The sequence below is a fragment of the Segetibacter sp. genome (assembly GCF_025963695.1).
GTDB lineage: Bacteria > Bacteroidota > Bacteroidia > Chitinophagales > Chitinophagaceae > Segetibacter.
In genome coordinates this window covers 1-9,453 of record NZ_JAOQAH010000064.1, presented here as the reverse complement: position 1 = coordinate 9,453, position 9,453 = coordinate 1, and the positions used below count along the sequence as shown (strand labels likewise).

The following is a 9,453-nucleotide window of genomic DNA, read 5'->3' as shown; positions in this document are numbered from 1 at the left end:
CTTTGCCGTTTGCTCTTGCTACTGCTTGCATTTGGTATACCTTTTCGTCTATTGATGGTAAAGATATTTTGAATGAATAGTTTGCTTTTTCACCCGCCTTAGTAAAAGAAAAAGGTATGTTTACCGGTTGCACTTTCCAGCTCGCCGGAGTTTTTAATGTCAGGTCTCCACTCGTTGGCCCTTCAAAATTATTAACCAACTCAACCTTTGCGTCTATCATTTTTACCTTACTGTTTCTTGGAATGATACCGCTTCGTGGCAACAACTTAACTCCGATAGCAGGTGCAACTTTTAGTGTGTACTTATCATATCCATAAGGTAGATTAGCCTGCCTTACCTGCACCGGCATTCGTATTTCTATCAATTGATTATGGATTGCATAAGACGCTGAGACTTGTAAAGGTGAAGTTGCCCACGGCAGGTTTTCATTTTCTGCACCCTTCAATTCATACTGACTTTCCTGTATTGATTGACGACTAAAATAAGGTTGCGAAAAAGGAGTGTTTTCAGGAGCAGTCACGGTAAATGCCATTTCTGCTTTTTCATTTTTATGTAGTGGCTTCAGGTCCTGGCCCGCATTCTCAATCTTCCAATTACCCCCCGCAATAAGTTTTATACTCTTAGGTTCGATAGGTGCAGAACTATTATTAACTAAAACGGTTTCCACTTTAAAAGGTTGCCCGGCAACAGCAAAACCCATTGTTGGTTGTGGCTCGTAAAAATTCCTTTTCTCCTTTGTTCCCACAGGAACTGCCATTGCTTCAAGATGAATACCGAGAGCAGAATTAATAGCATCAGTAAATTGCCTTTCTTTAATTTGTAACATAAAAAGCGCGTTGGGCTGAGTAGTTGACAAAGCAATTGCTTCACGGGTTTTAGATAATCCAGTGGTAAGAAAGGGCAAAATAGCTGCAGGATTTCGGGGTTCAAAAGCACTTACAGCTTTGGTAATTTCGCTAGCTATATCGGCAAGCAATGGCGTAACTCCCGTAGGTACAGTTTCACCCGTTATTTTAAAAATTGCTGGCAGTGTAGTATCTATCCCGTCAAAGAAATTGTTCTCCTTCTCGTCGCTTGTTACCTGGCTCTGCATGCGCTCATAATATTGAAAAGATGGACCATACACTTCATTACGATGACCACCAACTTGTGAACGGTGCAGGCTATAGCCAAGCAATGAAAAGTTTTTGTAAGTATCCCCTAACCATGGACTAAACTCCCCCGAATTCAATTGTACATTCCAATGTTCGGCAGGTCTTACACCACCGCGATATAATTTAAGCGCTTTCCATGGCCTTAATCCTTCTTTGCTTATTTGGTCAGGAAACGCCGTCGGATCTGCTGCCATACTAAATGCGACCTGGCTAATCTCTCCTGCCGCCTGGTGATTACCATGTCCATCGCGGGTGGTACCATGAAAACGGGAAACAATAACTAACGGCCTGTTAATACGAATCACCCTGACCATTTCTGCCAATACATTTTGTTTGCCCCATTTTTCATATGCCTCTTCCACCCTTTTTGAAAACCCATAGTCAGCAAGTTTTGTAAAATACAAGTCGTCTAAACCATAATAGCTTCCTGCTAATAAAAATTCTTCGGTGCGCAATAACCCAAGCTGGTCAAATGACTCGCCGCCCAAAACGTTGCCCCCACTTTCTCCACGGTTAAGTGATAGTAATGCTGTTCGAACACCTTTTCCGCGGCTTAGATAAGTCAACAGATCAGCATGTTCATCGTCGGGGTGTGCCTGTGTATGAAGCACGCTTGCCGTTGTTGTAAGCTTTTGTAGTTTCTGCCATACGCCTGATATTCCATGGTCGTACGCCAAATCTTTTGCTCCCTGTTTCTCCCCGGAAAGTGTCATCACTTTATAAAGGGGCTGAGCCATATTTTGAGCAAACATGTTTTGATTGGCAAAAAATGATACGGCTATTAATAAAAATAGAAGCGAACTTTTTAGGAGCAATTTATTCATACGACTTTTGTAGATTTTGAAAAACAATCGTTTTAAATACGGTTCTATATAGCAATGTAAATACTGTTGGTTAAGTTAATTGTTTTCGTTAGAAAAGTGAAAACAATTGATAACCATACAAAAAATACAGTTTTAGAAAGTCATCATGTAACGAGAGTATAGAATTGAAGATAATTTGTAAAAGGGGAGATGGCACAAATTTTTATTGAGTTTTGAAAAACACTACATGGCAAACGACAATAAATTCCCCGAACAGGAAGCTCCGGAAAAGAATACTGATAATGCTTTTGTACAGGTAGGTAAAGATGGCGAACCAGTCATTCCTTCAACAGACCAAAAGAAGACAGATATTGAAAAAGAGGATAATAGTACCACTCTAGACAAGAGGTAAAGAACCTGTCGTCCCTTGTTAACTTTACTTCTATCATAATAGTTCCAATTTTAAATTGGCAAACTATTCCAGGGCAATACGGTTGTTGATCGTACCAGTTAAGGATTTTGAGTATGATTAACATCAAGGTCTAATTGATATTCCGGCATTTCACACGTTAGAATCCTGGATTTAAAATTAGTTTCTCTACGAAAAGTATCGATACTTTCTTTAACCCGATCCAATTGTTTGTGCCAGGAGTTCCCGCAATAGAAAATGCCTGTCTTCATACTGAAAATAATCAGAAATGAAAACAGGCTTAATAAGTACAACATATTATTTGGTCACTCTTAATATTCCATTCATAATTCTCCAGTGCCCGGGAAAAGTACATACAAACGGATAGTCACCAGGAGTTGTTGGAGCAGTAAACTCCATCGACCCATCCTCCCCGGGATTAAGCAACTTTATAAACTGTAACACCTCAGGCATCCTTGGTACATATTGTTTTTCGAGGCCTTTAGGATCTGCTGCAAGTGCATCTGCTGCTGCTCCTACTTTTTGCGTGCTGCCTGGTTTTATAATTACCATATTGTGTTGCATCACGTCAGGATTTTCGAGGTTGATAGTAACCTTTTGGCCGGCTTTCACGGTAATGAGCATTTTATTATACTTCATTACGTTCGGAACGACGCTAACGTTTATCGTAATTGGCGAAAGTGTTTTTCCCCTGGTGGTTTTGCCGCCGGTTGTTGCTGATTTATTTCCCGAAGCGTTAGAAGCCAGTTTGGTGACTTCAGCTTTAGAAGGTCGTTTCAACTCCATCGTGGTGCTTTGCATGTTACCAGTAAAGAAGAAAGTACCTTCATAATCCCCCATCCTATCCTCGCTATTAAAGTCTTGTGAAATTCTTACTCCCTGGTTCAGCGGTTGCTTAAACAGAGATGGCGCTTTTGCTTTGCCGACTTCTTTACCATCAATGTTTAGACTCATTTGTCCATTTGCAGTTAATGTGGCAAGAAAGTCAAACTTTTCAGGTAACGTATCTATAGATGTCGCTTTAAAAACTTTATCGTCTTGTTTTACAACAAAATGTAGTCTACTGTTTTGAATATAGATTCCATATCCGGCATTCTTTCCACCCTGTGCCATAACGACTCCCTGTAAACTTCTTTGTTCTGCTTTCGAAATGGTTCCTTTTATCATGATCTCTTTCCCTGTCACGTCCGGAGGATAAACCATCGACCCTCTTCTCGGCAACGTATAAATTTCCTGGGCTAAAGCTTTCGATATGCGGTCAGAAAAACTAGATTGTCCTAGTTCCGGAGAAGCAGGTGGAGCTTTTGCAGCGGCAGTGCGAAATCCATCTTCATGAGTAATAGCTGCTGCAAGTAAAGCTTTTGATATCCACTCATCGGTTCCATTCTCAGGTTTAAGAGATGCTGCAAACAACAATTCTCCTAACTTTTCCGATGCCGGCATTGCAGCAATAACTTTGATAGCTGCCAGACGGGTGTTTAAATTCGGATCATTTAACAGACCACTCGTTTGTATAATATTAACTGCTTGTGGACTTTTCGGTAATACTTCTACCGCTGCCTTTCTAACTCCGCCAGCAGGGTGTGACATAGCTTTAGTGACCACACCGATGGCTTCAGCATTTGTTCCATCGAGAACTCCCAATCCATGTAAGGTCCATAGAGCATGAACCGTTGGACTGTTTAAACCAACCTCATCTACTTTTTGATTATTGATAATATTATATAAAAAGGGAAGTGCTTGCATGTTTTTAGACTCAACGATAAGCCGTTGAGCTGTCATTCTCCAAAACATATTGTCGTTTTGCAAAGCTGCCAATAAATTAGGCAGATCGTCTTTGGTTAATTTTAAAGCAGGTGCGGCTTTAGCATTTTTGTAAACAACGCGGTAGATTCTGCCATGATTGATATCTCTCAGTGGGCTGATGAAAGCATTTCCTTGCCCGCGTGGCTGTTCCTTAAAGGGCAATACCATTTCAGAAGGCGCCTGGCGTTCCACAAATACATTATGCTGGATGATGAAGTTATACCAATCAGCTACCCATACCGCGCCATCGGGTCCCACCTCGGCTTGTACCGGCCCAAACCACTCATCTGAACTTGCCATCAAATTCCAATTATCTTTTTCAACAAACCCTGAACCCTTCGGTTCTATCGCAGCATTATGAAGTAGCCTTACAGTTGGCTCGCAAACAAAAGCCATACGATTCCAATACTCTTTCGGAAAGCTTCTGGCAGTATAAAGGTGATGCCCTGCAGCCGAAGTAAATCCGCCGACAACATCCACCTGCCTGATGTTCGGTGTCAACGTGTGGGCGTCATAGTGACCATCAATACGTTGAACCGGTAGTATGGAAGGCGTAGGATTATTTGCATCAGTAGTTGCATTTGGTAGCGCACGCTGCATGTATTTTGCTGGCATAGAATAATAGGCGCTATGCGTATTATTTGCAGTAGAGATAAAGACATTATTATCTTCTGAGAACCCTAAACCCCATGTATTGTTACTGGTATTAGCAAGGAACTCGAAATCGGTTCCATCTGGCTTCACATGATAGACGCCGGTTCTGAAATTTAAGGTTTTTCCATCTTTTGTAGTGCCATTAAATCCCGATCCCACCACACCCCAAATTTTATTATCGAACCCGTATTGTAAGTTGGATGGACCAAAGTGTGTATCACCTTTTTCCCAACCTGTCATTACATTTTCCCTGATGTCAGCCTTGTCATCGCCGTTGGTATCTTTTAAGAAGACAAAATACGGAGCCATTGAGACAATGACGCCACCATTTGCAAATACCATGCTGGTGGGAATGTTTAACTTGTCCGCGAACACAGTAAACTTATCTGCTTTGCCATCGCCATCGGTATCCTCGCAAATTTTAATACGGTCGTTTGCAGCTCCGTCTGTTTCTAAAAATGTGTTTGGATAATCGACCGACTCAACAATCCATAACCGTCCTCTTTCATCCCATGACATTGCAATAGGGTTTACGATATCAGGCTCGCTTGCAAACAGCTTCACTTCAAAATCAACAGGAATCTGCGTTAGCTTCATTGAATTTTCAGGAGTTAACGCTTCCTGCATCTTTGGTACTAGATGCCGCTTTGTAAAATCGCCTTCAATTTCGGGACTGTAAATACTAACGTTTGGACGATTGAGTCTTGCAATTTGGTCTTTCACCTCATCTCCTATTGCCCACAACACACCATTATTTACAAGTCTCATAAAACCAGCTTTCGTCCAGGTACTATCGTTATGGCCGTAAGCAGTGTAAAAAACGCGACCTTTTCCCTGCTTGCGCACCCATGTCCAGGGCTCTCTTGTAGTACCATCCACCCGCTCCATTAATATCGTCTTATCGCTATTAATTTTTTGGTGAATGTACTTTTCATCCCAGGTCTCAAATTCCGTCAATCCCTGCATAACAGGGTTTGTTTTATTTACGATATTGACAGTGAAATTACCGGTAGTTTCAGACTGGTATTGGGCGCCAACAGTTTTAATATACCACTCAGAATTTCTAAAACAACCAGCAGCACTATGAATAGGAATAAGCCCTTTTCCACCTTCAACAAAACCTTTCAACGCAGCTTCCTGCACCGGGGAAATGCTGTCATGATTTGAATAAATAATCAGCCCGTCATACTTGTTGAGGTTTTCAGTATTCAAATCATTCAACTCTGTTGTGTATGTTACATTCACCCCGACTTTAAATAACGATATAGCAAGCCATGGCGCGTACTTAGTCGCATCATGATGCTTTCCAACGTTACCTAAAAATAAAACTTCAGCCCTCCTCGGCCTTTTTAGATTCACATTACCAGAGGGGCCAGTGTTGCCCGTAGTTCCAGCAATTGCTGTAACCGAGCCTACACCGGACCCCCCATTATCATTGTTAGTTCCATTGGTTTTGGCCAGCCGAACTTTATTTGAACAGCTGTTAAGCAAAAAAAATGTAACTACCAGTAGCACAATACTTTTCCTCATTTTATTAATTATTACAGTAAATAAGAATTTGTGACGTTTAATCAATGCCTTTAAAAATGGTTGAAACGGACCATTTTAAATATTATAACAATCAAAGGAAACGGTGCTTTTTTTAGCTAAACATCTGTTTGTAAAACTGTAGCCCTTCTGTTGCAAGTTCATCTGCGCTGTTCGCCAGGGGTCGCCAAATGCATGCTGCTGCAGCCAGTTCTTTAGATGGCGCGCCAAACGTTTCAATTACCATTGCTCCTTCGTAATCAATATCCGCTAATGCTTTCCTAATCCCCTTCCAATCAAGGTGTCCTGTTCCGGGCGTGCCCCTGTCACTCTCGTTTGCCTGCACATGGCAAAGCAGGTTTTTACCTACTTTCCTAATTGCATCAGGTATATTTTTCTCTTCTATGTTGCAATGAAAAGTATCCAATGAAATTCTGATATTTCTATTAGCCACTTCCTCTACTATTGAAATAGCCTGGTCTGCTGTATTTACCATATCAGTCTCAAAACGGTTTAGAGGTTCAACCCCTAAAACCACTCCGTAGTCAGAAGCTATTTTGCCAACATTAACCAGGTTTTCAATACACCAGTCTCTTTCCTGTTTCTTTTGTTCAGCCGATACCATCCTTGTTTTTCCGACAGCAGAATATACCGGGCCGGTAAAGATGGGGCTACCGATGTCACTCGCTATTTTAATGCAATCAACAATATAATTAAAAGCATTTTTACGAATAGATCCGTCATTACTCGACAGGTCCCGATCGGTCCCGAATGCACCGCTGACGGTTACTTTTATATCAAACTCCGAAACCATTTGTTTTAGCCTCTTCCAGTCGATCAAATTTTTATCCTCAACGGCGACCTCCAAAATATCATATCCCATCTCCTTCACCTTTTTAACCAAATGAAAAGCGTTGGTATCAAACGGAGAAACCCAAATAAAAGTGCTAGCGCCAAATTGAATATTCATATAGATATTAAAAGAAAAAAAGAACAATGAAAATTTGCTTTTTCCGGCATGCAAGGCATTATTTCATCATACTTTAAGTTATACGAGCGGCTTTTTTTCATGGCGACATCGTTGCGTCGCAATCACTTCATCAGCACAACGTAGGGCGTCTTTAGCCTCCGTACATAATTGCCCAATGTCACTAGACATTGATTGCAGTGGCTATAACTCAAAATCAGGAATGTTGATCCTTTTACCATTATTCATGGCCGACTCGTGCGCGCAAATACCTGCACAAGTGTAGTTTGCTGCAACATCTGCATCTACTGCCGAATTGCGGTTTTCAACAATTGCTGCAATAAATTCCTGTACCAAATGTGGATGCGATCCGCCATGCCCCGCACCTTGTAAAAACGATACGTGATTAGGGTCGTCTATCTTTTCTCTCTTGGTAAAATGGGCTATTTCAGGAATTAATAAAGCGTCTGTATCTGGTACATCAATTCTTCTGGCATTTTCACCTCCATCAAAAATTACATGACTTTCATCCTGCAACTGCTCCCACTCAAAAGACATTTTGGTACCATATACATCATAACTCTCCCTGTATTGCCTTATTACATCAAACAACGACCTTGTTGCTTCAGCAACTACATCCGAATTTTTCAAGGTAAAAGTTGCAGTCTCTACTGCGAAAGGTGAACCGTACCTGCTTGCTAAGTCTTCACTTAGCCTACCAGATCCGTGGCATACTACAGTTTCTGCTTTTGTATTATTAATTCTTAAAAGTGGCGAAATGGCATGTGTTCCATTCCACATGGGAGGAAAACCCTTCCAATATTCACCCCATCCTTCCATGCTCATATCCTGAATGTGCGATCCCCGTACGAATTGTATGCGGCCAAGCTGTCCCGTCTCTGCCAGGTTTAAACCATATAAAAATTCCCTTGTGTACAATGCTGTTTCCATCATCATATACACCTTTTTCGCCCTTCTTTTTGCCTCTACTATAGCTTTGCAGTCTTCAACGGAAGTAGCCATTGGTATCGTGCACGCCGTATGCTTATTTGCGTTAAGAGAAGCAAGCACCATTCTTGCGTGATCAGGGACTGGCGTTACCACATGTATTGCGTCTACGTCGCTTCTGCCAGGAACATCTTCAAAATGCTGGAAACATAGGTTTTTATCAAGATTAAATTTAGCAGCAAGCTCATCAAGGGTATCTTGATTACGGGTACAAATACCAACAGCCTCGATATTTGGATGGTTTTGGTAAATAGGAATAAATTCTTTACCAAAGCCCATTCCTACAATAACAACCGTTATTTTTTTACTCATAATTATAAATGATTTTTTTATGGCACTTATTATCCGGCCAATAAGTTAAGACAAGTTTTACGTGATTTTATAAGATTGACAAAGCAAACAATTATTTACGCGCTACCCATTTTACCGCATTGCGTAGCAGGGCTTGATAAGGAGCTATGTCGTGAGACTCAGCGTCATGCCCCAAAGCAATTCCTACGATCCTCGCCTTGGGATGTTTTACAATAAATATGGAAGGGAAAATTTTATCATACCCTTCAGCACTTGCATTAGCCAGTACTTCAATGCCTGGTCCGGCAGGATCAGGAATATAGTAATACAACTCATCTTTCAATGAAAACTTTTTATCTATCCCTTTTGTTACAGGATGGTTTTGGTTGGTAACAGTTACATCAAAAGGTCCGTATTTATTATGTCCACGTGAACCGCCGCTTACGAGTTGAAGGTTATACTCAGGCCAGTCCTTCCAATTATACCAAAGCGCAGGATGTGCCAAAACAAGACCTTTACCTGCATTGGCATGGGCAAAGATGGCTTGTCGCACAGATGGATTAGCAATTGGTTGATTGTTACTTAAAAACAACACATCAGTATTTGGTAACAAGTTGAGTATCGAGTCGGGGTTGGAAGTATAGGTGACCGTAGCAAAACCATCCCGCTCCAGTGTAGCTGCATCTGCTTGTTTGTACCAACGGTTGAAATCGTGGGAACTACCTCCACCCACAATTAACACCCTGATGTTTTTAGCCCTGGTTTCTCCTCCGCCAACCGATGAATTGACCTTGCACTGAATAAGGGTAAGGC

6 protein-coding genes are annotated in these 9,453 nt (G+C 41.4%); 1 reads left to right on the top strand and 5 read right to left on the bottom strand.

Features of this window, described 5'->3' with window-relative positions:
* On the bottom strand, positions 1–1,978 hold a 1,978-nt coding region (locus tag JWR87_RS10795; RefSeq protein ID WP_297819566.1), incomplete at its 3' end, for a PIG-L family deacetylase.
* Between the two features lie 226 nt (positions 1,979–2,204).
* On the opposite strand from JWR87_RS10795, the gene JWR87_RS10790 reads away from it, so the two are divergent.
* The gene (locus tag JWR87_RS10790) at positions 2,205–2,369 is read left to right on the top strand and encodes a hypothetical protein (protein ID WP_297819563.1); all 165 of its coding nucleotides are present in this window, start codon (positions 2,205–2,207) and stop codon (positions 2,367–2,369) included.
* A 315-nt stretch (positions 2,370–2,684) separates the two neighbouring features.
* On the opposite strand, the gene JWR87_RS10785 is transcribed toward JWR87_RS10790, so the two are convergent.
* From JWR87_RS10785 to JWR87_RS10770, 4 genes are all read right to left on the bottom strand, one after another.
* Positions 2,685–6,377: a PVC-type heme-binding CxxCH protein gene (locus JWR87_RS10785; RefSeq protein WP_297819560.1), complete on the bottom strand. Its 3,693-nt coding sequence runs from the start codon at positions 6,375–6,377 to the stop codon at positions 2,685–2,687.
* Positions 6,378–6,489: 112 nt separating this feature from the next.
* Positions 6,490–7,344 (bottom strand): sugar phosphate isomerase/epimerase family protein, encoded by an 855-nt coding sequence (locus JWR87_RS10780; protein ID WP_297819557.1) that lies wholly within the window; start codon positions 7,342–7,344, stop codon positions 6,490–6,492.
* Between the two features lie 201 nt (positions 7,345–7,545).
* Entirely contained in the window at positions 7,546–8,661 is a 1,116-nt protein-coding gene (locus JWR87_RS10775) for a Gfo/Idh/MocA family oxidoreductase (RefSeq protein WP_297819554.1), read from the bottom strand.
* 91 nt (positions 8,662–8,752) lie between these two features.
* Positions 8,753–9,453, bottom strand: a 701-nt coding sequence (locus JWR87_RS10770; protein WP_297819551.1) for a ThuA domain-containing protein, incomplete at its 5' end; no start/stop codon positions are given.